Source organism: Paraburkholderia sp. IMGN_8, from assembly GCF_038050405.1.
In the GTDB taxonomy this organism is placed as follows: domain Bacteria; phylum Pseudomonadota; class Gammaproteobacteria; order Burkholderiales; family Burkholderiaceae; genus Paraburkholderia.
Genome location: NZ_CP150900.1, coordinates 1,777,655 through 1,799,718, shown reverse-complemented (window position 1 = coordinate 1,799,718; position 22,064 = coordinate 1,777,655). Strand labels below are relative to the sequence as shown.

Annotated in this window: 18 protein-coding genes and 2 pseudogenes; 12 read left to right on the top strand and 8 right to left on the bottom strand. The window is 60.0% G+C overall.

Going from position 1 to position 22,064, the window contains the following annotated elements; translation table 11 throughout:
- Positions 1–69: 69 nt before the first annotated feature.
- Genes WN982_RS08445 through WN982_RS08435 form a run of 3 tightly spaced genes read left to right on the top strand, consistent with a single transcriptional unit; the run spans position 70 to position 3,714 of the window.
- Positions 70–921: an ABC transporter substrate-binding protein gene (locus tag WN982_RS08445; protein WP_341315267.1), complete on the top strand. Its 852-nt coding sequence runs from the start codon at positions 70–72 to the stop codon at positions 919–921.
- Positions 922–980: 59 nt separating this feature from the next.
- Positions 981–2,690: an amino acid ABC transporter permease/ATP-binding protein gene (locus tag WN982_RS08440; RefSeq protein WP_341315266.1), complete on the top strand. Its 1,710-nt coding sequence runs from the start codon at positions 981–983 to the stop codon at positions 2,688–2,690.
- Between the two features lie 7 nt (positions 2,691–2,697).
- Entirely contained in the window at positions 2,698–3,714 is a 1,017-nt protein-coding gene (locus tag WN982_RS08435) for an alpha/beta fold hydrolase (protein ID WP_341315265.1), read from the top strand.
- A 629-nt stretch (positions 3,715–4,343) separates the two neighbouring features.
- On the opposite strand, the gene WN982_RS08430 is transcribed toward WN982_RS08435, so the two are convergent.
- Positions 4,344–4,556: a hypothetical protein gene (locus WN982_RS08430; RefSeq protein WP_341315264.1), complete on the bottom strand. Its 213-nt coding sequence runs from the start codon at positions 4,554–4,556 to the stop codon at positions 4,344–4,346.
- Entirely contained in the window at positions 4,556–4,942 is a 387-nt protein-coding gene (locus WN982_RS08425; protein ID WP_341315744.1) for an SET domain-containing protein-lysine N-methyltransferase, read from the bottom strand. Before WN982_RS08425 ends, WN982_RS08430 begins: the two co-directional genes overlap by 1 nt.
- Between WN982_RS08425 and WN982_RS08420 the strand changes: the two genes are divergently transcribed.
- Together WN982_RS08420 and WN982_RS08415 are read left to right on the top strand one after the other, a co-directional pair.
- Positions 4,838–5,329 carry a hypothetical protein gene (locus WN982_RS08420; protein WP_341315874.1) on the top strand — a complete coding sequence of 164 codons (492 nt, stop codon included), beginning with the start codon at positions 4,838–4,840 and terminating at the stop codon, positions 5,327–5,329. The two genes, WN982_RS08425 and WN982_RS08420, sit on opposite strands and share 105 nt — an antisense overlap.
- Positions 5,330–5,652: 323 nt before the next feature.
- A complete protein-coding gene (locus WN982_RS08415) occupies positions 5,653–6,867 on the top strand; it encodes an IS701 family transposase (RefSeq protein WP_341315263.1) in 1,215 nt (404 codons plus the stop codon).
- A 123-nt stretch (positions 6,868–6,990) separates the two neighbouring features.
- Here WN982_RS08415 and WN982_RS08410 read toward each other — a convergent pair whose 3' ends face one another.
- Positions 6,991–8,301: a hypothetical protein gene (locus WN982_RS08410; protein WP_341315262.1), complete on the bottom strand. Its 1,311-nt coding sequence runs from the start codon at positions 8,299–8,301 to the stop codon at positions 6,991–6,993.
- 328 nt (positions 8,302–8,629) lie between these two features.
- Between WN982_RS08410 and WN982_RS08405 the strand changes: the two are divergent.
- A pseudogene (locus tag WN982_RS08405) lies at positions 8,630–8,848 on the top strand (IS3 family transposase); the annotation flags it as partial.
- Positions 8,849–9,018: 170 nt separating this feature from the next.
- Positions 9,019–10,464: an IS1182 family transposase gene (locus WN982_RS08400; RefSeq protein WP_341315261.1), complete on the top strand. Its 1,446-nt coding sequence runs from the start codon at positions 9,019–9,021 to the stop codon at positions 10,462–10,464.
- Between the two features lie 203 nt (positions 10,465–10,667).
- On the opposite strand, the gene WN982_RS08395 is transcribed toward WN982_RS08400, so the two are convergent.
- Complete coding sequence (locus WN982_RS08395; RefSeq protein WP_341315260.1) at positions 10,668–11,525, bottom strand: SDR family oxidoreductase; 858 nt, start codon at positions 11,523–11,525, stop codon at positions 10,668–10,670.
- A 115-nt stretch (positions 11,526–11,640) separates the two neighbouring features.
- Between WN982_RS08395 and WN982_RS08390 the strand changes: the two genes are divergently transcribed.
- Together WN982_RS08390 and WN982_RS08385 are read left to right on the top strand one after the other, a co-directional pair.
- The gene (locus WN982_RS08390) at positions 11,641–12,534 is read left to right on the top strand and encodes a LysR family transcriptional regulator (protein ID WP_341315259.1); all 894 of its coding nucleotides are present in this window, start codon (positions 11,641–11,643) and stop codon (positions 12,532–12,534) included.
- Positions 12,535–13,035: 501 nt separating this feature from the next.
- The gene (locus WN982_RS08385) at positions 13,036–14,310 is read left to right on the top strand and encodes an aspartate aminotransferase family protein (protein WP_341315258.1); all 1,275 of its coding nucleotides are present in this window, start codon (positions 13,036–13,038) and stop codon (positions 14,308–14,310) included.
- A 135-nt stretch (positions 14,311–14,445) separates the two neighbouring features.
- On the opposite strand, the gene WN982_RS08380 is transcribed toward WN982_RS08385, so the two are convergent.
- Positions 14,446–15,684, bottom strand: coding sequence for an NAD(P)-binding domain-containing protein (locus WN982_RS08380; RefSeq protein WP_341315257.1), 1,239 nt, complete (start codon positions 15,682–15,684; stop codon positions 14,446–14,448).
- Positions 15,685–17,330: 1,646 nt separating this feature from the next.
- On the opposite strand from WN982_RS08380, the gene WN982_RS08375 reads away from it, so the two are divergent.
- A complete protein-coding gene (locus WN982_RS08375) occupies positions 17,331–17,477 on the top strand; it encodes a hypothetical protein (RefSeq protein WP_341315256.1) in 147 nt (48 codons plus the stop codon).
- Positions 17,478–17,676: 199 nt separating this feature from the next.
- Here the strand turns inward: WN982_RS08375 and WN982_RS08370 are convergent.
- Positions 17,677–17,856: pseudogene (locus tag WN982_RS08370) on the bottom strand (DDE-type integrase/transposase/recombinase); the annotation flags it as partial.
- A gap of 120 nt (positions 17,857–17,976) precedes the next feature.
- Here WN982_RS08370 and WN982_RS08365 point away from each other — a divergent pair.
- Together WN982_RS08365 and WN982_RS08360 are read left to right on the top strand one after the other, a co-directional pair.
- Positions 17,977–18,126 carry a hypothetical protein gene (locus WN982_RS08365; RefSeq protein WP_168792753.1) on the top strand — a complete coding sequence of 50 codons (150 nt, stop codon included), beginning with the start codon at positions 17,977–17,979 and terminating at the stop codon, positions 18,124–18,126.
- 135 nt (positions 18,127–18,261) lie between these two features.
- Complete coding sequence (locus tag WN982_RS08360; protein WP_341315255.1) at positions 18,262–19,707, top strand: DEAD/DEAH box helicase; 1,446 nt, start codon at positions 18,262–18,264, stop codon at positions 19,705–19,707.
- Positions 19,708–20,096: 389 nt separating this feature from the next.
- Here WN982_RS08360 and WN982_RS08355 read toward each other — a convergent pair whose 3' ends face one another.
- The gene (locus WN982_RS08355; RefSeq protein WP_341315254.1) at positions 20,097–21,095 is read right to left on the bottom strand and encodes a class I SAM-dependent methyltransferase; all 999 of its coding nucleotides are present in this window, start codon (positions 21,093–21,095) and stop codon (positions 20,097–20,099) included.
- 503 nt (positions 21,096–21,598) lie between these two features.
- Positions 21,599–22,042 (bottom strand): hypothetical protein, encoded by a 444-nt coding sequence (locus tag WN982_RS08350; protein WP_341315253.1) that lies wholly within the window; start codon positions 22,040–22,042, stop codon positions 21,599–21,601.
- Positions 22,043–22,064 lie beyond the last annotated feature (22 nt).

Below are 22,064 nucleotides of genomic sequence, written 5' to 3'. Positions count from 1 at the left end.
CATTCTCACTTCGCCATACCGCCTCTTCCGCCCGTATTTCGTTCAACCTCAATAGGATTTGCCATGTTCATGTCAAAGGCAGTCAAGCTACTGTTATGCGCTCTCACCGGCCTTCTCCTCGCACAAGGCGCGTCAGCGCAATCGTGCGAACCGTCCAAGGTGGCCCAGAAATATCCATCGCTTGCGGGTAAGACCATCAAGATCGGCGTGGACCCCGAGTCGCCGCCGTATGCGTTTCGTGACAGCAAGGATTTCAACAAGATCATCGGCGCCGATGCCGACATGGCCCGGGCCGTGTTTGACTGCGCTGGCGTGAAGACGGAATTCTTCACTGCCGGCTGGCCGGGGCTGCTGCCCGCTCTGCGTGCCGGACAGATCGATGTGATGTGGGACTTGCTGTACTACACGCCGGAACGCGCGAAGGAAACGACCTTCGTCACATATATGCAGGCCGGCACGGGCGGTCTGGTGGCGGCTGGCAACCCCAAGAAGATCGATGACATCTCCAGGCTCTGCGGCCTCACCGTCACGGCAGGGATCGGCACCGTCGAACTGACGATGGCGCAAGCGCAAGCCGCCAAATGCAAAGCCCAAGGCAAGCCTGATGTGACCATCATGACGTCCGCCGATATCGCGTCAGGCGCGCGCCTCGTCTCAAGCCATCGCGCCGATGTCATGATGTACGACCTGGCGCTCGTCGACGGTCTCGCGAAACAGAACCCACAGCTCTACACGCGCGGCTTCATGGTGACGAGCGGCATGAAGATCGGCGTGGGCGTGAAAAAAGGCAACGCCGATATGGTCGCCGCCGTGTCCGATGGACTCAAGATCATGCAGGCCAATCAGACGCAGAAGAAGACCTTTCAGCAGTACGGCGTAGATCCGTCGCTGGAAACGCCTACCACACTGCTTACTCAATAAAGGCTGCCTGCGCGGCACACAGCGTCGTGTGCCGGTAGCGTCATAGATCAGGTTCGGAAATGAAGGCATTGCGTATCAAACACAAGATCGTCGGCGCCCTCGGTATGGTTGCCATGTTCGTATTGCAGCCGGCGATGGCCGCCGGTCTCGATGGGGTTCAGGTGCTCGACGGTTTCAAGGAGCTGGCCGGTTATGTCGGCTCGCCGTTTCTGCTCGGCGGCGCGTGGATCGCGGTGAAGATCACGCTGATCGCGATGTCAATCGGGCTAGTGCTCGGGCTCGGTCTTGCGCTGATGCGGCTGTCGCGGTTCAAGGCCTTGAACTCAGCGGCGTGGGGTTATGTCTGGTTCGTGCGCGGCACACCGCAGCTGCTGCAGCTCGTGTTCATCTTCGACGCGTTGCCGCTGATCGGTTTGCGTTTCGATGAAGTCACGACTGCGGTTATCGGCTTTGCATTGAACGAGGCGGCGTTCAGCGCTGAACTGTTTCGTGCTGGGATCTTGTCGGTGAACCGTTCGCAATCGACCGCAGCCGCCGCACTCGGCATGGGACCGTTGCTGACGTTACGCCGCATTATCCTGCCGCAATCGATGCGCGCGGTGATCCCGGGTCTCGCCAACGACACCATCGGCATGTTGAAGCTAACGTCGATCGCGTCGGTGATCTTCGTCAACGAGCTAACGTTTCGCTCGCAACAGGTCGTCGGGCAGAACTTCAAGTTCTTTACCGTTTTCGGCGCGGCGGCGGTGATTTATCTGTTCCTGACGAGCGGGATTTCATTGCTTCAGGTGTGGCTCGAACGCATCTTCGATCACGAGCGCGACCGAAAGATCACGTTCTCGTGGTTCGGACTGCGCGCATCGACGCGTGATGTGAAACCGCTCGACGCACCGATTGTTTTGCCGTTCGCAGCCAAAGAGCCGGAGGCGAACGCTCACGCATGGATCGGTACGCTGCTGCCTGCCGAAAGTCGCACGGCTCGACAGCGCGATGAACCGTTTGTCGCGTGCAGGAACATCTGGAAGTCGTATGGCAAGCGCGAGATTTTGCGCGGAGTCGACCTGTCGATCGAGTATGGTGAAGTGGTCGTCATCCTCGGCCCGAGCGGTTCCGGTAAAAGCACACTGCTCAAGCTCATTAACCATCTCGAGCCGCTTGACTGGGGAACGATCAAGGTCGATTCGCAGTATGTGGGTTATCGCGAAGTACCGGGTGGCGGCGGCACGGTGCGGCCCCTGCACAACCTCGCACGTGCACGCGCCGACGCGCGCGTGGGCATGGTGTTCCAGCATTTCAATCTCTTCAGTCATTTGAGTGCGCTGGACAATATCGTTGAAGCACAGCGGCAGGTCTATGACGTGCCGCGCGCCGAAGCGGAAGCGCTCGGCCGGGAGCTGTTGAAAAGCGTGGGCCTCGCCGCGCATGCGGATTTTCTGCCGCATCGGTTATCGGGCGGGCAGCAGCAGCGCGTGGCGATGGCGCGCGCGCTCGCGATCAAGCCCAAGTTGATGCTCTTCGACGAACCGACTTCGGCGCTCGATCCAGAACTCGTCGGTGAAGTGCTTGGCGTGATGCGCGGGCTGGCCGATGCCGGCATGACGATGGTCGTGGTCACGCACGAAATCCGCTTTGCCCGCGATGTCGCCGACCGCGTCGTGTTCATGGACGGTGGCGAAGTTGTGGAGCAAGGGACGCCGCAGCAGGTCATCGACAACCCGACTCACGAGCGCACCCGAAAATTCCTTAACGTCGTCGTTAATCAAATATGAGGCTCAAGTGACAGACTTCGAAACTTATGATCTCGGCCGCGTCGTACTACAGTCCGGCGCAACGTTGCCAAACATGTTGCTCAGCTACAAGACGTATGGCCGGCTGAATGCAGCGCGCGACAACGCGATTGTCTATCCGACGTTTTACAGCGGCAGCCATCTCGACAACGAATGGCTGATTGGCGAGCACATGGGGCTCGATCCGCGGGAGTACTTCATCATCGTGCCGAATATGTTTGGTAATGGCGTATCGAGTTCGCCAAACAACAATCCGCCGCCTTACGATCGTGGCCGCTTTCCGCATGTGACGCTCTACGATAACGTCGCAATGCAGTATCGCCTTGTGACCGAGAAGTTCGGCATCGAATCGCTCAGGCTTGTTACTGGCTGGTCGATGGGCGCGATGCAGGCGTTCCATTGGGCCGCGATGTATCCGGAAATGGTCGAGCGCATTCTGCCGTTCTGCGGGGCGGCGCGGTGCTCGCGGCACAACTTTGTGTTTATCGAAGGGCTTAAGGCGCCATTGGTGTTGGACCCAGAATTCAAGGACGGTTTCTACGACGCGCCGCCGACGCGTGGAATGCGCGCTGCTGCGCGTGTGTTTGCCGGGTGGGGATTTTCGCAGGCGTTTCTGCGTCAACGGCTCGACATGGAAGCGATGGGATATGGCTCTCTTGAGGACTTTATTACCCAGTTCTGGGAGGGCGATTTCTTGAAGAAGGACGCGAACAATATTTTGTCGATGATGTGGAGCTGGCAGTACGGCGATATTTGCGCGAATTCGCTTTATAAGGGAGATTTCGATCGGGCGTTGGGCAGTATCACTGCAAAGGCTATTGTGATGCCTGGGCGCACGGATCTCTATTTTCCGCCGGAAGATAGTGAGTATGAGGTTTCGAAGATGCCCAATGCACAGTTGCGGCCTATTGAGTCGGTTTGGGGGCATTTTGCGGGCGGCCCTGCGGCCAATGCTGTCGACGTTAAATTCATCGATAGTGCGGTGAGGGAAATTTTGGCTACGTAGTGGTCGGTTTTTCTGCGCTCGGTCCCACTTGCGCCAGATTGCTTTCGCATGGTTTGGTGCAAGCGCAGAACGAGGATCCCGAGTTGATTCTGGGCGAATAAATATTGCTCGCCGCTCCAGTCCATCTTGCGTCCAAGGTTCGAGATACTTCGTTTAGTGCGCCGATCTCCATTGCCGTTTGAAGGGCGGCTCGCCTCTCATGAACGGACGTTCCTGAACCGATTCTGAAGGACCGCTCCTGGCCGATCGCTGCCGGATACGAAGGAGGTCGCAAACGCTGTCGAACGGTCACTCAAACTACCCAGCAGACATACCATCGATAGCTGATGGCAAAGGCTACGGTCAAGAAAACAGTGACAAAGATTCGACGCCGTTGGGACGCTGACGTCGCGGGGACGCAGATCGGCTTCCTGATACACCTGCTTTCTGACCGGTCGGGTCGAGACGCGTATTGAGATCCGCCAGGGCTCTGAAAACAGAGGCGCGAGCGGGCATCCCCGTCAACGCCAGTTCAAGCCGGTCCATCAGTTCTGTCAGACTTGCATCCCCTACCCTCTTTCGTGTGAATTCCCGCTTCTGCATAGGGCCGCTCTCCTGATTCGGCAGATGAGGCGCTGCCGTCGACGCCACTAGACATCGTCGAGATCCAGCGTCATCTGTTTTTTTGACCCGGCGCCGGGAGGTCCGTTGCTTGTCTCTCCTTCTGGCAACGCCGGTTTTAGCACATCGAGATAAAAAACCGCATCCATGCCAATCCGGACAAAGTCGTCATTCTGAAACTTCGTGGCTTGGTCGTTCTTGGAGACAGCGATCTTTCGCTTCGCCTCCTGCGTCGCACCCATCACGCCGCGTTCGCCAGCATCGACTGACGGCACCCTTTTGCAGCACACCGGCACGCGTACTGCGCCCGAACGTCTTCATCCGGCGGATCGTCAGTGGCGAGCAGATATTCAATGAACAGTTCTTCGCCCGGCTCGATCGGCCGCAGCGTGTGGATGAAAATCCGTCCCTCGTCCTCGATAGTCTCGCAGTTCGGTGCGCAAGCGTGATTCAGCCAGCGTGCACTATTGCCGCCGCGACTGCCGTCAATCACGGACCCATCGGACAGACCGAACAGGAAAGTATGGCCTTCGACGCCTTCACGTTGGTGACGGCGCACCGCATTTCGCCACGAGGTGATTTCACCTTTGTACTCAAGCACGCGCTCGCCCGCCGCGAGCGCATGCATGGCGAACACGCCTTTGCCGTGAACTGGAGACCGCCGAACAATCACGCGCCGCATACTCGTTCCTTTCCCGATGTCAGCGCCAGTATACGAGCAGCAAATTTCCGCATCCAGTGTGATGGGATGAGCACGTGTTTGCCACGTCCGGGCACCGGCGGGCATATCGAAGCTGGAGAGTCGACGTATCTGATCCGCAGGCATCCCGGAATGACCGACGATCGCCCGCGAAGAGATCCAGCTTCAGAAAAGCTGATTGCCCAGCTCACGCAGGCTAACCCACTTCACCGTGCTCACGAAGGTCCTGCCTGTGGTATCGAGCGATTCGATCATCGCGCGTTGCCCGCGGGCTTCCGCAATGACGCGCACGATGCGCGTCCTGTAACGCAGTAACGCGCCGATCGGCCATTAGCAGCCGCTCACCGACGAGTCCGTAAAGCTGACGTTCGGCGGGGCGCTCGAGCCGAAGCGATAAGGTAGCTATTGGGAACACGGATCGATAGAGGTGGGAAGCGCCAGATCTAGCATGGCGGCGAAGAGGCGTTAGGTTTTGCGTTGCAGTTCCAGATATCACCGGGCCGGGCGAAGTCACCGACGAGTTGCGGATTCACGCAGCACGTCAATGACAAGCCTCAATAGATGGCTCGGCCCTAGTACGACTGTGTTAGAAAATAAGGCATTATTCGCTTATCTTCAAGTGACCTGTGAGGGTGGCGATGGGAATCTCAACGGAACGGTTTGAAGAGTACGTGTCATTGATTGCACAGACGCTTGGGCACGCTGATCGTGTCGAACCGTTTCGTGGCTATTGCACGGGATTGCTGCTACCGGTCAAGCGGAAAAGTGTGGAACCGATGGCAGCGCAACTGGCGCCCACCCGGGTACGTTCGGAACATCAGCGCCTGCATCACTTTGTCGCCGACGCGCCGTGGTCGGATCAAGCAGTGCTCGATGCGGTGCGCGTTCGTACGCTGAAGCAAGTCAGTGCGCGAGTGGGCGAACCAGAGGCGCTGCTGATCGACGACAGCGGGTTGCCGAAGAAGGGAAAGCATTCGGTAGGGGTGGCCCGGCAATACTGTGGGCAATTGGGTAAGCAAGACAACTGCCAAGTGGCGGTCAGCATCTCGTTGGCCAACGAGCAATTCAGTCTGCCGGTGCGCTACCAACTGTATTTGCCACAAAGCTGGGCAGACGACCCAGTACGGCGCGATCAGTGCAAAGTGCCCGAGGCGATTGAGTTCGCCACTAAACCGGCGATCGCCCTGCAACTGCTGGAGAGCCTGGGCGAGTGTGAAGGGATGCCGGAGTTGGTGGTGGCCGATGCAGGCTATGGGGTGAACACGATGTTTCGCGAGCAACTCACGGCGATGGGTTTTACCTACGTGGTCGGGGTGACCGGCACAGTCAGCCTGCAATCGGAAGGCCAGGCGCCGCTGCAGGCGAAAGAGTTGGCAATGCAATTGCCAACTCGACGCTTTCGCACCCTCACCTGGCGGGAAGGCACAAACCGCGCCTTGTCGTCACGTTTTGCGGCTACACGGGTACGTTGCGTCTCACGCGAAGCACAGGCAAGAGAACTCTCCGATGAGCAATGGTTGCTCGTCGAGTGGCCCAAGAGCGAAGTCGAGCCGAGCAAGTATTTCCTAAGCACGCTGCCCCCTGACACGCCCATCAAGGAACTCGTGCGACTCGCCAAATTGCGCTGGCGCATCGAGCGCGACTATCAAGAACTCAAGCAGGAACTCGGCCTCGGGCATTTCGAGGGACGCAGTTGGCGCGGTTTCCATCACCACGCGACGCTGTGCATAGCGGCTTACGGCTTTCTCATTGCGGAGCGCTTGGCGGTGCAAAAAAAAACTTCAACCGATCGGCTACTCCGCGAAATGCCTCTCTTACCCAAAGCCTTCCGGCCCCGGGGCGCCCCTGCGTAAGCAGCGTCATGTGGCAGATTCCATCGCCACATTGCGATTGGAACTTGCCGCAGCCTTGATGGCTTGCTTCGAAAAATGCCCATGCTGCGGGCGAATTAACGAACATTTGTTAACACAGTCGTACTAGTGACTAGCAAGGACGTAGTTGCCGCTGCCCTTATCATCATGCCCGCCCCCGGCAGGGCATGCGCCGGTAGTGGTATCGCCGGCGAAGAACAGGCCTTCACATTTGTGGCACCAGCGCCAGTTGTCCTGGCCGGTTCCTGGGGCGGCGGGCAGAACATAGTCGCCACTGCCCCGATAATCATGCCCGCCCCCGGCAGGGCACGCGCCGGTAGTGGTATCGCCAGCGAAGAACAGGCCCTCACATTTATGGCACCAACGCCAGTTGTCCTGGCCAGCAGCCGGGGCAAGGGCCAGCACGTAGTTGCTGCTTCCTCGATCGTTGTGCCCGCCGCCGGCGGCGCAGGCGCCCGAGGTGGTATCGCCAGCGAAGAACAAGCCTTCGCACTTGCCACACCACCGCCAGTTGTCCTGTGTGGTTGCTGCCGGTTCCTTACTTATGGCGATACCGCCGCTCGGCACCCCCAATTTCGTATCAATGCCACTTATCGTGCGGATAGGCGCTGCGTCACCACTTGCACCCGCGGCATAGACAGTAACGCTGCCAGCCGAAAAATCCGGCGGGAAGTTTCCCACATAGACCAAGCCGGCTGCATCAACTGCAAGATCGAAGTCATCCGAGATTCCAGTACTCGGTCCCGAAATCTTTCGGATGGGCGCGGCACCACCCGATGCCGCAGGGTCGAAGACAAGAACGTCAATTCCATCGCTCACATAGAGATTGTTGAGGCTATCGAAAGCCATCTGGGAGGGGACAGCGAGTCCCGAACTGCCGCCGCTGATGGTACGAATCGGCGCGACCGAACCGTTGGCTCCAGGAGGGTAGATGCTGATACTCTCAGGAATATCCTCGGAGAGGTATAAATTGTCGAAATTATCGATAGCTATCCCGTTCAGGTTACCACCGCCAATCTGAATCCCGGTAAGCGTGCGGATAGGCGCTACGTCGCCGTTGGCACCGGGGCTGTAAACAGTAATAGTTCTATTGGCCGGAATCCCCCCCGTGTTGAGGACATAGAGGTTGTCCGCGCTATCGATAGCCAGACTTCCGGGAACCGCAAGGCCAGTGCTGCCGCCGCCGATGATGCGGATCGGTGCGGCGTCGCCGTCGGCGGTGGGGGCGTGGACCACAATGGTGCTATTCGCGGCATTGCCCGCATAGAGATTCCCCAGAGAATCGAGCACAATGTCCGTGACGCCGTCTAACCCAGTGCCGGGGCCGTGAATACTGCGGACGGGCACAGCATCTCCGTTGGCGTTGTCGTCGTAGACGTTTACTGTGTCGTTCAAGATTCCGACGTAAATAGCCATTTTGATTTCCTCGGTTTACAAAGCTCCGCCATACCTGTCTACACGTATCGTGCTGCCCACAGGGTCTCGTGAACTCAAGGCATTGGACTTCATTTATTCGGCCAGCAGACGGCGGCGTCCGCTCATAGAGATTCTTTTACTGACGTCACCGCTCTAATGTGGTGCATTAAGGCGTGCCGTACATCAATTGTTTTACACGTCCACGGTTTAACGGACGAAATTCAGCATAGTTCGTATGCAACGGGATGTTGCCTAGGACCAACCCTGAGTCATCCGTACTCTAAGCCGCGAGTCTCTGTATGACGTTCACGTGAAAATTCACGGGCGGGTTTCGGCGCTAGCCAGAGAAACGGCGATTACCGAGCAAACGCTGTATGCGTGGCGCCGAAGGGCAAAAGGAGAAGGAATCGTGGTGCCGAGCGATGAGAAGAACCTCGAAGGCTGGTCTTCGGAGGACAAGTTTGCAGTGGTGCTGGAAACCGCGCCGCTCAATGCAGCGGCGCTGGCTGAGTATTGGCGTCGAAAAGGTCTTTATCCCGAGCAGATAACCAACCTGGCGTGCCGCTTGGGCGTTGTTGACTTTAATGAACGCAATTGGTTTGCGACGGCTGACGGGTGTCTGCTTTGTGAAAAAGCCACCGGCGGCTTTGGGTCGAGGGTGTGTGAAAACGCCATGATCGCCTAAACTGGATTAACTCATTCAGCCTGGGTGACCGGATGAAGCGTTTCATAGAAGGCGAAGATCGCAAGCAGGTGACGCTGCTTCCAGAATGCCTTGATGACTTCGTCGCCGGGGACAATCCGGTCAGGATCATCGAGGCGTTCGTTGAAGAGCTTGAGCTTGGATCACTGGGCTTCGATGGAGCGATGCCGTCGACTACAGGTCGACCGTCCTATCATCCGGGCGTGCTGCTGAAGATCTATATCTACGGCTACCTGAACCGGGTCCAGTCGAGCCGCCGCCTGGAACGTGAATGCCAACGCAATGTTGAATTGATGTGGCTCACGGGTCGCCTGGCGCCGGACTTCAAGACCATAGCGGACTTCCGTCGTGATAACGGCATTGGCATCCGCAACGTATGTCGCCGCTTCGTCGTCCTGTGCCGGGAACTGAAGCTGTTCTCGCAAGCGCTGGTTGCCATCGACGGTAGCAAGTTCAAGGCAGTCAACACTCGCGATCGCAACTTCACAGAGGGTAAGGTCGATAAGCGCCAGAAGCAGATCGAGGAGAGCATCCAGCGGTATCTGAACGCGCTGGAGACTGCCGATCGTACGCAACCCGCTGAGGTGGAAGCGAAGACGACCCGCTTGCAGGACAAGATCGCGCGCTTACGCGAGCAGATGAGAAACCTCGATCAGATCAAGGAGCAACTCAAGACGCAGCCTGATGGCCAACTCTCGATGACCGATCCCGATGCACGCTCCATGGCGACGAGCGGCAAAGGCTCAGGAATGGTGGGCTACAACGTACAGGTGGCAGTAGACGCCAAACACCATCTCATCGTTGCTCACGAGGTCACAAATTCTGGCAGTGACCGGACGCAGTTCAGTCCCATTGCGAAAGCTGCGCGCGATGCGATGGGTAGGACCAGACTGCGGGCAGTCGCCGATCGTGGCTACTACAGTGGGCCTCAGATCAAGGAGTGCGCGGATGCCGACGTTGCAGTCATGCTGCCGAAGCCCACGACATCAAGCGCGAAATCCCATGGCCGATTCGACCGGGCAGACTTCAGCTACATTGCGCGGGACGACGAATACCAATGTCCAGTTGGCGAACGGGCAATCTACCGCTTCACCCGGGAAGAGCACGGTATGCAACTGCGCCGTTACTGGAGCAGTGCCTGTCCTCAGTGCACCATGAAATCACAATGCACGCCGAGCACAGAACGCCGAATCACCCGATGGGAACATGAGTCGGTGCTGGACGCGGTCCAACGTCGGCTCGACAGGACGCCGGATGCGATGACAGTTCGCAGGCGGACTGTCGAATATGTATTCGGGACGTTCAAGCACTGGACGGGTTACACACACTTCCTGACACGCAGGCTGCCCAACGTGAGGACCGAGATGAGTCTGAACGTACTTGCCTACAACCTCATGAGAGTGCTGAGAATCCTCGGGTTCAAGCGGACAATGAAAGCGATGCGGCTGGTGGGCGCCTGAGTATCCATCGACCTTAAAAACAAGCTCGCAATCGCCAGTTAAAGGGCGTTAGACCCCTTCAGCGGTTCGCCGTTGCCGAATGAACTGTCAACACGCAAACCGCCAAACGTGCGACGCGAAGTCGGAACCACGTGCATTGAAATTCTCTAGGTGTTTCCACACAGCCTCGGTCGGTTTGCGACGGCCATCATGCAGCTATTGCGTCACCGCGCCCCTCTGTGCCGGTCCGCTTCGCTTATCGAGTCGACTGAAAACGCGATATCCTTCTGTGCTTCGAGCACCCTCAGGCGCTCAGCCAACGCAGCCCTGATCGAGTCGTAGGCACCGCCGCCAAGCGTCAGGCGTAACGGCGGATGTGCCGAGTCCGCCGCGACGATCATTGCGGTGACCGTCTTGCCGGCATCGCCCCGAATTGCAAAACTGTTGGACGCGATCGCCCGCCTGACGTCGCCCGCCGGGGTATCGTCGTACTCGGGCATCGGCACCGCGTGATCGAGACCGGCAGCGAACTGCGTGCTCGTCGGCCCCGGCTCCACGATCACGAAGTCGATGCCGAATGGCCCCACCTCCTTTGCCACTGACTCGACGAAACCTTCGATGCCCCATTTCGTAGCGTGATAGAGGCTGAAATTCGGGTAAGCGATCTGTCCACCTTCGGACGAGACCTGGACGATCCGGCCGCCGCCCTGGCGGCGCAGGTGAGGCAGCGCGGCACGGATGACCTGAATCGATCCAGTGAGATTGGTGGCGATCTGCCTGACTATCTGTTCATCAGTCACTTCCTCGGCCGCGCCGAATAACCCGTAGCCCGCGTTGTTCACGACCACGTCGATACGCCCCATCGCTTCGAATGCGGCAGCGATTTTCGAGTGCACCGCGCGGATGTCGGTGACATCGAGTGTCAGCACATGCAACCGGTCGTCGTGCTGTTTTTTCAGCTCATCAAGCGCCCCCTCGCGCCGCAGCGTCGCGACGACCCGATCGCCGCGTTGCAGCAGGCGCTCGGCGAGTAGTCGGCCGAGGCCTGACGACGTGCCGGTGATAAACCAGGTCTTCATCATGGTGTGTCTCTCCATAAAGTGGATGGAATGGCATTGCCTGATTACCAGTCTAGCTACCCGTCATTGGTCAGAGAAGTCTCTATAGTGCGTATGACCCCGTGAAAATTCGCCACCAATGACCAAGCCGACACTTGCCGATCTCACCGCGTTTTCCACTGTCGCAGCGCATCGGAGTTTCCGCCGTGCCGCCGATGCACTGGGCGTTTCGCGCTCCTCGCTAAGTCACGCCATGCTCGCATTGGAGCGCGAATTGGGCGTGCGCCTGCTCAATCGCACGACGCGTAGCGTAGCGCCGACAGAAGCCGGCGAAGCATTGCTCGCGCGGCTTGCGCCCGTGCTCCGCGATCTTGACGAGGCACTGGATGCCGTCGCCGATGCGCGCGGCAATCCGAGCGGCACGCTCAGGATCAACGCCAATGAGAGTGCGGCGCGGGTGCTGTTGAAAACGGTGGTGCCGCGGTTTCTGAAGCGCTTTCCCGGCATGGCGCTCGATCTGGTCGCGGAGGGACGGCTCGTCGATATCGTCGAGCAAGGTTTCGATGCCGGAGTACGGCTTGGCGAGTCGATCCCGCGCGACATGGTGGTGGTGCGCATCAGCGATGATCTTCGCTTCGTAGTCGTTGCAGCGCCTTCGTATCTCGCGGGACGAACACCGCCCATCGCGCCCGACGACCTTCGTAGCCATGACTGCATTCGCCAACGGCTGCCGAGCGGCAAGCGCTACCGCTGGGAGTTCCGCAAGCACGGGCAGGAAGTGGCGATCGATGTTCCCGGCGTGCTCACGCTGGATCACAACGGTCTGATGGTTGAGGCCGCGTCCGAAGGTTTGGGCCTCGCGTATGTACCGGAGTCCACGGCCCGCGACTGGCTGGACGACGGCCGGCTGGTTACCGTGCTGGAAGATTGGTGCCCGTTCATCCCGGGGCTCTGCCTGTACTATCCTGGGCATCGCCACGTGCCTGCCGGTCTGCGGGCGTTCATAGACGTGCTTAGGGAAGTAAATCACTAACGCATGTGAATGTCCGTTGTCGAGGATCCTGACCGACCGCTCAGGTCGCGTGCCGACGACCGACGACAGGCAGTGACCGGCCATCAGCGGGCGTTCGCCCACGCTTTCACACGGACGTTCGAACGTCGGCTCCGCCCAGCTAACGGACCTTCGCGCGCCGATCATGTCCGGCGCGTCGTCGACCAAAACCGCCACTCATGCCCGGTTGCGGCGGATCGGCAATGTCCGGTATCGCGCAGTCACGAATTGGCGCTTCTATGGGACAAGTATCATCCGTTCGCCCGGGCAAGAATCGCCTGAAGAACATGCTCCACAACGTCTATAAATAAAGAACTTCATTTCTTGGGGGCGGTCATGTCAGACAAGTATCGCGCCGCACTTGAGCAAGCGTACCTCTTGGCGTTGGCTTTTCACGATTCCCGCAGAAAACGAAATCCCACCGCGACTGCCAGCTTCGAGGAATTGTGGGCGGCGCTGTACGTTCCAACTCCTGAAGATGGCATGGCGGCCCCCTATGTTATCCAACAACTCGCACATGGCGCGGACGCTGGTCTCATGGGCGCGGCGGGACCACGATTCTTTGCCAAGGTGATGGGCGGCTCTCATCCGGTCGGTGTCGCCGCCGACTGGCTGACAAGCATGTGGGGGCAAAACGGCGGCAGCTACCACGGGTCTCCCGCCAATGCGGTGGCCGAGCAAATCGCTGCGCAATGGCTGCTCGACCTGCTGTCGTTGCCCGCCGACTGCTCGATCGGTTTCACGACCGGCGCGACGATGGCAAGCTTCGTATGCCTTGCCGCAGCGAGAAGCCGGGTGTTGCGGCAGGTCGGCTGGAATGTCGATGCGGGCGGCCTGTTCGGCGCGCCTGCTATCAGCGTATGCATCGGAAACGATGCTCATGCCGCTATCTTTGCCGTCTTGCGCTATCTTGGACTCGGTCACGACCGCGTCATTCGTATTCCCACCGATGATGTAGGACGCATGCAGGTAGGCGCGCTGTCGAGCGCAGTGGCTTCTTGCGATGGGCCGCTGATCGTGATCGCGCAAGCCGGTCAGATCAACACGGGCGCGTTCGATCCGTTCAATGAGATCGCTGACGTCGCGCATCGCCGCGGTGGCTGGCTGCACGTCGATGGCGCCTTCGGTTTGTGGGCGCGAGCGAGCCCTGCGTTGTTCCGGTTGACCGCCGGCATCGAGCAAGCGGACTCATGGGCGGTCGACGGTCACAAGTGGTTGCAAACGCCTTTCGACAGTGGTTATGCGATCGTCCGGGACGAGCAAGCCCATCGGGAGGCGATGGGATTCGAAGCGAGCTACCTGCCTCCCGGTGGCGGAGGATGCCGGGAGCCGTTTCACTACGTGCCCGAGCTGTCCCGACGAGCGCGCGGCTTCGCAACGTGGGCGCTGATCCGGTTATTCGGCCGAAGCGGCATTGCGGCGATGATCGAGCAGCACTGTCTTTTGGCCCGGCGTATGGCGGAGCGACTTGGATCGGAACCCGGCGTGGAAATCCTCAATCGAGTGGAACTGAATCAGTTTGTTGTGCAGTTCGGCACCGGACAGCCGCCTGAGCGTAGGGATCAGCTAACGAGGGCAGTCATTGAAAGCGTACAGGCAGCGGGCATCTGCTACGTTGCTGAAGCCACTTGGCACGACCGCCTCGTGATGCGTTTCTCTGTCATTTCGTGGGCGACGACCGAAGCCGATATCGATCGATCCGCCGACTCGATCGTAGCGACCTGGCGAGAGGTAAGCGCTGGCAAAACCCTCGGGTGATAGAACTAGTGCCCCGGGCCGCTAACCTTTTGTCGCTGAGGCAAGGACGCGGGGCATGGCCACTCTAAGTTCGTCCCCCACTCGATAAGGGGCGGCGCTTTCCGCCGCCGCCTCTGAGGCATCACGCGGCCATCGTTAGCTCGCCTCGTCAGCGATGGCCGCGGCGATATGTGCCGCGTCCTCCCCGACTCCGACGAGGAAACTCGATTTGCGTTTATGCAGCCATGGTAGGCCAAGGAAGTACAGCCCCGGCATTTCGGCGATGCCGCGGTTGTGGATTGGCGCGCCGGCCGCGTCGAACACCTCGGGCAGCTCGATCCAACCGAAGTCGAAGCTGTAGCCGGTGGCCCAGATCACGCTGCCAATTCGATCCGCGCGTGCATCGAGCTGCGCTGGCGAATGAGCCATCGTGCGGGCAGGGACACAGGGCCTGTCGGGGGCTGGCTCGACGTCGAGGCCGCCTGCTCGCGCGACATGCGCGTCGATCCTCGCCGCGAACTCTTCCAGGCTTCGATCGCCGCCGCGCAGAATGGTCTCCAGGTCGTCACCGAAATGCAACCGGCCATCACTGATGTCCTGGAGATGCCCGAGAAGTGACAGGCCACGCGCGGCGGACTGGCGCAGGTCGACGTCGTAACCGCCGTGCACCCCGGTCACCAACGGTGGTGGCATGCGGCGTTCCGGGGGCAGCTCGGTAGCGGTCTGGTCGAGCAAGCCAAGCTCGCGACGCCACCAGAATGCATCGCGGCCCCGATAGCGCCGCGGTGTACGTTGATGCCGGCCAACACTGAGGTAGGTGCGCCGTCTAGCCTCGATCAGTTCGTCTGCGATCTGGCATCCCGACGCGCCCGAGCCGATCACGAGCACGGCGCCTTCGGGTAGCAGGTCCGGATTGCGATAGTCGCAGGCGTGGATCTGCATGACCTCGGGGGGCATGCCTCGTTGCAGAAGCGGGACGCGCCCACGTTGATATGGGCCCGTGGCTACGACCACGCTGCGCGCCCGCAGCTCGCCCTGCGGCGTGACGAGCCGGAATCTCGCCGGCCAAGCACCGTCTCGACGCAGCGCCGTCACCTCCGTGTTGCAACGTACCGGCGCGCGAATAGCTGCCGCGTAGCTTTCGAGAAATCCCCAAACCTCGCTGCGGTGCGCGAAGGCGTCGGGCGGACCACCTGCGTACGGTGGATGGCCCGGCAGCTCGATGCTCCAATTCGGGAACTGGAAGTAGAGCGAGTCCCAGCGCTGCGAGTGCCAGCGCTCGGCGATGCGCGCTCGCTCAAGCACCAGGTGTTCGCAGCGGCGCTGGCTCAGATGCCAGCTCAGGGCAAGGCCGGCTTGGCCTGCGCCGATCACGACAGTCTCGATGCTTTCCATGCGACTGCGCCTCCCGTCCCACTGGACGACTGCATACTAAGCGCGTTGAGCTTCGCTAGATGCTACTGCAACAACTAGTCGTCACGCGCGACGAGAAATGTTCGAGAAGAAACTCCCATAGGTGTGCCCCTCGCTTCATATCAACTGTGAGACAGCTACGCTCGGCGAGCGATTGCCAACGTAGCGATCTTCGACCACGGTTCCAATGGCCAGCTGGACGCGCGCGCAACCGTCGAAACTCAACGCACACCCAGCGAATGACCGTTGTACATTGAGAGTTGCCGCCGAGGCGGCGTCGGATCGAACGGCGGCAATGGGGTCGACCTGAGCCGGTCGTCATTAGGCTCAGTGCGGCCAGTTCCCGTCATTCCTCTACCTGAGCAAATGGACGCTCATATGGCCGATGCGCTTCGGCAGCTGACATTCGCCTCTCAGTGTTGCCCCGAACTGGGCGGGGCTGCATACAGCCATCGGAGCTTCCGCTAGAGAGATGGACATACGCAAGGGATCTCACGCTTCATGTTCCATACAAATTGTGATTACCCGTCTGGTAGCCGCCATGACCTTCGTCTCTTGCACGAAAGGGCGGCTGAAAACAAGGCGGCCGATTACCTTGAGCCGCCCCCGCCGTTCCCGCCATTCCCGCCGTTCCCGCCTGCGCCCGAACCGCCTGCACCCGAACCGCCCGCGCCCGAACCGCCTGCGCCTGCACCGCCTGCACCCGAACCGCCTGCACCCGAACCGCCTGCGCCTGAACCGCCCGCGCCCGAACCGCCCGCGCCTGAACCGCCCGCGCCCGAACCGCCTCCGCCGTGACCGCCGGCAGGCTGTCCTTCAGCCAGTTACAGTGAAGCAGAATTCGGAGAAGGTGCACCGCGGTGATCGAACGAAGCGGAAGACACGGGCGGCGCAAGCTCAGCACTGTCAATTGCCGCTCCCCGGGCAGCAGGTGACGATGATCTCGCGACATGACCGGACGAAGACGCTTGTTGCGTTGGCGATGTGGGTCGGGTGATCTCGGGCGCATGCCGCGCGATTGCTCTCACGTGCGGCGCCGAATGGCGGCGATTCTGTGTAGCGGCATAGCTTGCTTGACCAGGCCCCCGTGTAACCGACTGCGGCGCAGCAGAATCCGGAGTAGGTCCAGCGCGATGATCGGACGGAGCGGAAGGCACAGGCGGGGCGAGCTCAGCACTGGCAACCGCGGTTCCGCGAGCGGGAGGTGACGATGGTAGCGCGACATGACCGGACCAAGACGTGTGTTGCGCTGGCGACGTGGGTCCGATGATCCCGAGCGCCTGATCATAGTCGAACCGGTCGCCATCCGCGACGATACCCATGACCCCGACAGCCAATGCGCTTGCCGACGCAACCCAAAGCGCAAGGCGTCTGCCCCGCGCAGGCGGTGCGGCCATGATGTCTGCATCCGGGCTACCTGCACCCGAATGCGCAAGCTCGGCCTGCCTGAACATTACAACACGCTTCGGATCGTTTCGTCTGATCCTTCCATTCATTACGTTCATGTGTCCTCCCCTCGCGGAGTGCTCATCGAAATGAGCCGCGGGACCGTTCTGCGTGTTCGACCCCTGGTTCCGCCCTGGCAATGGGAGCGATGTACCAGGTTTTCTATCGTAAGCCTTTGAGCTATGAAAACGCTCGCCATCTTCCTGGCCGATCCGGACGGGTGGCAGGAGTCGCCATCCGGCGTGCTTTTCCGCGATGACTCCACAGTTGGCGACGACACGATGCAGGTGAAGCATTCGCTGTGCCTGTTAGGCCGAACTCGCGCATAACGGCGCCATTCAGGTCGAATCCTCGGAAAGCGGAACGAGCTTCATCGTGCAAATTCCGCGCTTTCCGTCGACTTCGCGCTGACCTGTACGGCGTTGTATTAACGCGCTCCGCTAGGCGGATCGGTCACGGGCTCCTCCAGTGACCGTAGTACCTGGAAAGCAAACTCACGCTGCCTACCTGCCGAATGTCGGCAACGGGCAGCGAATAGAATTGCTCCGCTGCGGTGTTTGTGGCGCCGTCGTTCTGCATCAGCTCTTTGCGGATCATGTGTGCGATTTCGATGCCGGACAGGATGATGCGCGCGCAGCGGAAATCCTTGAACCCCATCATCAGTCTGATGATGCGTTTGATGGCGCGGTGGTCCTGCTCGGGCAGATGAAGAGTGACGGTGGTCGGCATAGTTCAGTCGCCTAGCAGTTCTACGATCTTGCGAAATAAGCATTCCTATTCGTGCCGTCTCGACTTTTCCTGATTTTCGTTACCGCGACAGATCCGATCATGGATGGCTTGGCAGGACTCTGGCCTTATTTCGGGCAGCTGGTGGCAATGCAGGTGCGCGCGTGGCTGGTTGCGCGGCCACTGGCGCGTTTACTGTTGATGCAATTGGGGCTGGCGCTGGCGGCAGTGCTGCTCATCGGTGTCTCGTAGCACAGCTTGCCGGCGCGGCACCGGGCACCGCTACGTTTTTCAGTGGCGATCAACGTCGATCTTTTTGACCATTGATCTGCGCGGCGCAATCAGGCGGTAACCGCTAGAATTGCGGCTTTAGTCCGGAATACGCCAATGTCTTTTGCCTCGCTTGGCCTGATCGATCCCTTGCTGCGTAATGTGCAGGACCTCAATTACCAGACACCTACGCCGGTGCAGGCCAAGGCGATTCCTGCTGTGCTCAGTGGCAAGGACGTCATGGCTGCGGCACAGACTGGCACTGGCAAAACGGCGGGTTTTGCGCTGCCGCTGTCGCAACGGCTGGTGCAACACGGCCCGGCGGTGTCCAGCAACCGCGCGCGTGTTCTGGTGCTGGTGCCCACGCGTGAACTGGCCGAACAAGTGCTGCAAAGCTTTATCGATTACGGCAAAGGCCTCGACTTACGATTTCTGGCCGCCTACGGCGGTGTGAGTATCAACCCGCAGATGATGAAGTTGCGCAAAGGCGTGGATGTGCTCGTTGCCACGCCGGGCCGTTTGCTAGATCTCAATCGCCAGAACGCAGTGCAGTTTGATCAAGTACAAACGCTGGTGTTGGATGAAGCCGACCGCATGCTGGATCTGGGCTTTGCGCGCGAACTCAACGCCGTCTTTGCTGCCTTGCCCGTTCAGCGCCAGACCCTGCTGTTCTCTGCCACGTTTACCGATGATATCCGCGCCATGGCGGCGGGCATTCTGCGCGGCCCGGTCAATATCAGCGTCAGCCCGCCCAATGCCACGGCCAGCAAGATCAAGCAGTGGGTGGTGCCGGTGGATAAAAAGAACAAGCCTGACCTCTTCATGCACCTTGTGGCTGAGAACAACTGGCAGCACGCGCTGGTGTTCGTCAAAACCCGCAATGGCGCGGATTACCTAGCGGCCATGCTGGATGAAGCGGGCTATGCGGTCGACACCATCCGCGGCGACAAACCGCAACCCGCGCGCCTGCGTGCGCTGGAGCGCTTCAAGACGGGCGAAGTACATATGCTGGTTGCCACCGATGTGGCTGCGCGCGGGCTGGATATCGACGACCTGCCGCTGGTGATCAACGTTGATCTGCCGATCGTGGCGCAAGACTATGTGCACCGTATTGGCCGTACCGGCCGCGCGGGCGCCAGCGGCGTGGCGGTGTCCCTTGTGTGTGCCGATGAAGCGCCGCAACTGGCCGCGATTGAAGCGCTGATCCGGCAAACGCTGCCCCGTGAAGAAGAGCCGGGTTTTGAAGCCGAACACCGCGTGCCGCAAACTAGCGCGACGGGCCAGATCATCAAGAAACCCAAAAAGCCTAAGAAGCCGAAAGTGCCGCAAGCTGCGCCGGGCGCCATGCAGGTGCTCAGCAATAAACCGCGCCCGCAAAGTGGCGAAAACAAACGCAAGCCTGCGGCGCAGCGCGCTGTGGCCGCGGGCAAAGGCACAAGCTTGTCCAGCGGTAACCCATTCAGCGTGCAAAAGCCACGCAGCAAACCCGCCAGCAAGCCAGCTGCGGGTTCACGTAAGCCGGCTGGCAAACCCGCTGGTGGCCGCGGCAAACGCCAACCCTGATCCGTGGGGATGAGTAACGCCAGCCCTGGAACAGGCTGGCGGTTTGCGGCCCGCTGGCAGGCAGCGGCGCGGCTTCGGCGTGCATCAGGTCGGCGGGTAACCGCGCACTGAATCCAGAATCGATAACAACTTCGCGGCCGAACGGACGTTGAAATCGTGCGTAGCGAGCGTCCGATCGAGATCGTCTCTGGCGAATGTGTCCGCTTCTCACACGAAAGCCGTCATTTGATCGGCTCATTGCGAACTACCGCTTTGGGTCGGGTACTGCCGGTCATAACACGCAGCAGGTGGTCAGCAGCACCCAGTTGAAAACATGGTTGCCCCGCAAGCCGCCGTGAGCGGCGGCACAGACAGCGCCGCCTGGGCGTCGTGCAGAGCCAGGCGGCGTGCTACTCGAATGTGATGAGACTTTCCGGCGAAGGGGGCAGCGGCGCTACGCTTACCTTTGAAAACCCTGCTTCGCTGCCTATCTCCTCGAACTCGCGCACAGTGTACGCATCACCTCGTGGTGTAGACGCAAGCATCACGAAGGAGAACGCAGCGGCGAACGGTGGCGACACGCGATCCTCATTAGGAACGAAATCCACCGCGAGTACTCGCCCTCCGGGGCTGAGGCTCCTGCGTACCTTCGAGAGCAGTTCTACGCAGGTTGGCCGATCGAAGTGGTGCAGGAAATTCGTGATCAGCACGAGATCGAAATTCGTTCCCCATTCGACTTCAAATGCGCTGCCCGCGATCGTGTGATGGCGCGCGCTCACACCGGCCGCCGCAGCATTTTCCTTCGCGACCTCCAGTACCGCTTGCCAGTCGGTCGCCACGACTTCTGCGCCGGGGACGGCCTTGGCGATCGCGATTCCGAATACCCCGTGCCCCGCGGCAATATCGAGCACGCGCTTCGGTGCCTTTGGCCATGTGCCCACTTGTTGAGCTATGTTCTGTGCGGTTGGTGCGACAAAAGGCACCATCGCGCGCGCGAATTTCACCCAGACGGGGTGGTCTGGGGCCATGTTGCCCAGCCCTACGGATCCGCCGTTGCGAACGAACGCAACGGGATCGTCCAGCCACAGTGCCATCACTTCAGGGGCCGCAAGAAAATCGACGATGCTTCCCATCCAGGCCGGAGAGGAAGTCGTAAGGAACGCGGAAGTCGAGGGTGTCAATCGATAGCATCCCGTCTCTTTCTGCAGAAACCCGTGCACAGTCAGGTAATCGCAAAGCATGCGCACACCGCGCTCGGAGGCCTGCACGCGGCTCGTTATGCGCGAGAGCTCGCCATTTTCATTTTCGATCGCGGTGAACAGATCGAGCGCTACTGCGGCTTTCACCGCAGCGGTCTTCTGATATCCGCTTACTGCATCTATGAAGGCTTGCGGAGAGATGTCATCCATGATCAAAGTCCTTTCGCGAAATATCCTGCGAGCAGAATTCAGACCGCGTCTTTTCCGGCGAAAGATCGTGGATCGGCGCTCGGCTCTTCCGCCTGCGCAGGGTGGCTAGGGGGCGGTTGCCTATGATAGGCCGATAGCCGCCCAATCGCTTCAAGGGTAGGGCCTCTGGTCGCTGTAGGTCGCAAGCGGGGGGTGATTTCCGAAGTACGCCGTGGGACTGGGCTCGGCCATGAGGCGTCATTCGCTTACTCGATTGCCCGGACATTCAAACGGCGACTCCGCTCAGTAAGCGGCCGTTCCATCGGCGAAAGTGAATTTTGCAACATCGGCCGAAGCGGCCGTTCGCATACCGACATATCTTTTTGCCGCGAACGTCGGCTTTGGAGAAAATCGAGCGGTCTTGTCGATCGCCAAAACGTCCCCGTCGCAAGCAGTCCCTTATCGCATCGCAGACGTCAAGGTCGTTATCCAGAAAGCCTAATCATTCAATGACCGACAATCCGCTAGCATGCTTCGAAGCGCTGCCATTTGAAGGATTCGCTCAAGATATGCACTACCAGGCCATCAATCGGAATTGAGTCGACCGAGCCGCACCACGCGGCGGGATACGCCTGCTGTAGCTTTCCCGCGGCATACAAGGCCGCCCAGACCTCGTGGGTCATCCTTGCTTTTCGCCGCAGCACTTCGCCGGCGTAGAGGCGTTTAACATCGCATCCATACCGAACGAGTCCACCGCTCGCCACGTAAGTTTCATGCATCGTCAGGCGGCGCAGCGGTTGCCCAGCCTCATGGCACTCGTCGCCCGCCGTTTGCTCCCAATGCTGATTTCGCGAAAACCACAGCACAGGCGTCCCGGTGAGCTCGACCCCGATGCCGCCTGGGATTAGCATCCCGCTTGAGGTGATGTGCTGAAATTTTCGTCCCGTGGTGTAGTGCCATGCCAACATCGTTTGCTCCGATCAGATTTGC

What these genes read in the sequence shown, in the direction of transcription:
- WN982_RS08395 (WP_341315260.1), bottom strand. Translation starts at nt 11,525, where the DNA reads ATGATGAAGACCTGGTTTATCACCGGCACGTCGTCAGGCCTCGGCCGA.
- WN982_RS08415 (WP_341315263.1), top strand. Translation starts at nt 5,653, where the DNA reads ATGGGAATCTCAACGGAACGGTTTGAAGAGTACGTGTCATTGATTGCA.
- WN982_RS08420 (WP_341315874.1), top strand. Translation starts at nt 4,838, where the DNA reads ATGGCCTTCGACGCCTTCACGTTGGTGACGGCGCACCGCATTTCGCCA.
- WN982_RS08375 (WP_341315256.1), top strand. Translation starts at nt 17,331, where the DNA reads ATGAAAACGCTCGCCATCTTCCTGGCCGATCCGGACGGGTGGCAGGAG.
- WN982_RS08440 (WP_341315266.1), top strand. Translation starts at nt 981, where the DNA reads ATGAAGGCATTGCGTATCAAACACAAGATCGTCGGCGCCCTCGGTATG.
- WN982_RS08355 (WP_341315254.1), bottom strand. Translation starts at nt 21,095, where the DNA reads ATGGATGACATCTCTCCGCAAGCCTTCATAGATGCAGTAAGCGGATAT.
- WN982_RS08410 (WP_341315262.1), bottom strand. Translation starts at nt 8,301, where the DNA reads ATGGCTATTTACGTCGGAATCTTGAACGACACAGTAAACGTCTACGAC.
- WN982_RS08360 (WP_341315255.1), top strand. Translation starts at nt 18,262, where the DNA reads ATGTCTTTTGCCTCGCTTGGCCTGATCGATCCCTTGCTGCGTAATGTG.
- WN982_RS08445 (WP_341315267.1), top strand. Translation starts at nt 70, where the DNA reads ATGTCAAAGGCAGTCAAGCTACTGTTATGCGCTCTCACCGGCCTTCTC.
- WN982_RS08380 (WP_341315257.1), bottom strand. Translation starts at nt 15,684, where the DNA reads ATGGAAAGCATCGAGACTGTCGTGATCGGCGCAGGCCAAGCCGGCCTT.
- WN982_RS08365 (WP_168792753.1), top strand. Translation starts at nt 17,977, where the DNA reads ATGGATGGCTTGGCAGGACTCTGGCCTTATTTCGGGCAGCTGGTGGCA.
- WN982_RS08390 (WP_341315259.1), top strand. Translation starts at nt 11,641, where the DNA reads ATGACCAAGCCGACACTTGCCGATCTCACCGCGTTTTCCACTGTCGCA.
- WN982_RS08430 (WP_341315264.1), bottom strand. Translation starts at nt 4,556, where the DNA reads ATGGGTGCGACGCAGGAGGCGAAGCGAAAGATCGCTGTCTCCAAGAAC.
- WN982_RS08425 (WP_341315744.1), bottom strand. Translation starts at nt 4,942, where the DNA reads ATGCATGCGCTCGCGGCGGGCGAGCGCGTGCTTGAGTACAAAGGTGAA.
- WN982_RS08350 (WP_341315253.1), bottom strand. Translation starts at nt 22,042, where the DNA reads ATGTTGGCATGGCACTACACCACGGGACGAAAATTTCAGCACATCACC.
- WN982_RS08385 (WP_341315258.1), top strand. Translation starts at nt 13,036, where the DNA reads ATGGCGGCCCCCTATGTTATCCAACAACTCGCACATGGCGCGGACGCT.
- WN982_RS08400 (WP_341315261.1), top strand. Translation starts at nt 9,019, where the DNA reads ATGAAGCGTTTCATAGAAGGCGAAGATCGCAAGCAGGTGACGCTGCTT.